The 1,498-nt window shown below is 44.6% G+C and carries 2 protein-coding genes; both read right to left on the reverse strand.

Going from position 1 to position 1,498, the window contains the following annotated elements; translation table 11 throughout:
- On the reverse strand, positions 1 to 224 hold a 224-nt coding region (tnpB, locus tag CZ367_RS01020; RefSeq protein WP_077197319.1), incomplete at its 3' end, for an IS66 family insertion sequence element accessory protein TnpB.
- Between the two features lie 62 nt (positions 225 to 286).
- The coding region (locus CZ367_RS01025; protein WP_084793460.1) for an IS1380 family transposase at positions 287 to 1,498 on the reverse strand (1,212 nt) is incomplete at its 5' end.

Consider the following 1,498-nt stretch of genomic DNA (forward strand, 5'->3'; position numbering starts at 1 on the left):
AGGCAACCCTGTGCCATCTGTTTATGATACACGACAAAACCACAGCGTTCCCAGTGCAGCAATTTAATTCGGTTACGGGCTCGATTGTAGAAAACGTAGACAACACCATCAGAAGGATTGAAGTCATTGCTGCGTACCAATTGGGACAGGCGAAGAATACCCTGACGCATATCCACAGGAGTGCAACAAACCCGAAAAACATTTGTTTCGTTGAGTACAAACATAAGTTTTTCGGGCAAAGGTAGTAAAGCAAAAATGTTACACAAAGGCGGCTAATATTGGATGCTTACNATTCAATGAAGACCTCAGCGTAGTAGGTTTTATTTGTATATAGGTTCAGAACGTTCTGCCTTCCAGTGCGCACCCATTTTGCTGGTACGTTGACAAAATGGAGGATAAAGGCTTTCAGCCTGCTTGTCTTTTTCAATGGCTTGACCTTATCGCTGATATGACGGACGAGATAGAGATAGAAGTTCTTCAGCATGGCGGTAACCATCATAAAAACCATATTCTCAGCCATAAAGGAAAAGGGCAGATGTGACCATCCGAAGTCATTGTTCTGTATGTCGAAGTTCTTTTCGCTTGCTCCACGCTCATTATAAAATGTAATGATGTCTTTCTCGGTAGACATCCAGTTATTGGTGAGGATACAGCGGTATGTGTATATTACTCCGAACATATCTGTCTGTTGCTTGCCATCCTTGTCTTTCAAAGGACTACGCTGTACGACAAGCCTGTATGACTTTCCTTCTATTAAGTTGTCTATGCTGACGGAGGTGACATCGCATCTCTCATAATCAACCTCAACACTCTTCCATTCTTTCAGCTGGCGGAAGTCCTCGTGTCGGCTGCCGCAGTTGGCAGCACGTATATAGAACGTGTTGCAGCGCTGCTCTACGGTTTGGATAATTTCCTTTGAGAACGATCCGCAATCAGCACGGAAACGCTCTATTACCACACCAAGTTCTGAGGTTACACGGTCCATAATGCGACGGAGCGTGTCTTCTTGATGGAATCTCACATTGGTGTTTCCGTCACGATTCTCACCTCCGACTATGATTCCCCCAATGGAAGCCCAACCAGGGAAATAGCCAAAATCCTGCTTGTAAGAATACTTTGCATCGAACTTGTGGGCTGGAATAAACTGGTGATCAAAGTCTAAGTCTATATGACTGCCCATCTTTATAAGCCCCATTCTTCGTATCATCCGTAAAAGTAAGGTATTCAACTTTTCTGCCGTGTTGAAACTATACGACTTGTCGGAGGTCTTGCTCTTATAGACAATATTTTTCTCGGTAAGCTCCTTTAGCCCGCGCCCCACAGTGTCGGCACCGGGTAACAGCGTATTAGGTCTCTGCTTGAACTGCCCAATAAGCGCATTGATGTCCTCAAGGCATTCTCCACCACAAAGGTAACTGAAGAAGAGAGAGCCAAAAATACTTCCATAACAGAATGCTTTGCCGCTACTTCCACGTTTGCCCAATACAGATTCGGTAAG

Source organism: Prevotella ihumii, from assembly GCF_900155655.1.
Lineage (GTDB): Bacteria > Bacteroidota > Bacteroidia > Bacteroidales > Bacteroidaceae > Prevotella > Prevotella ihumii.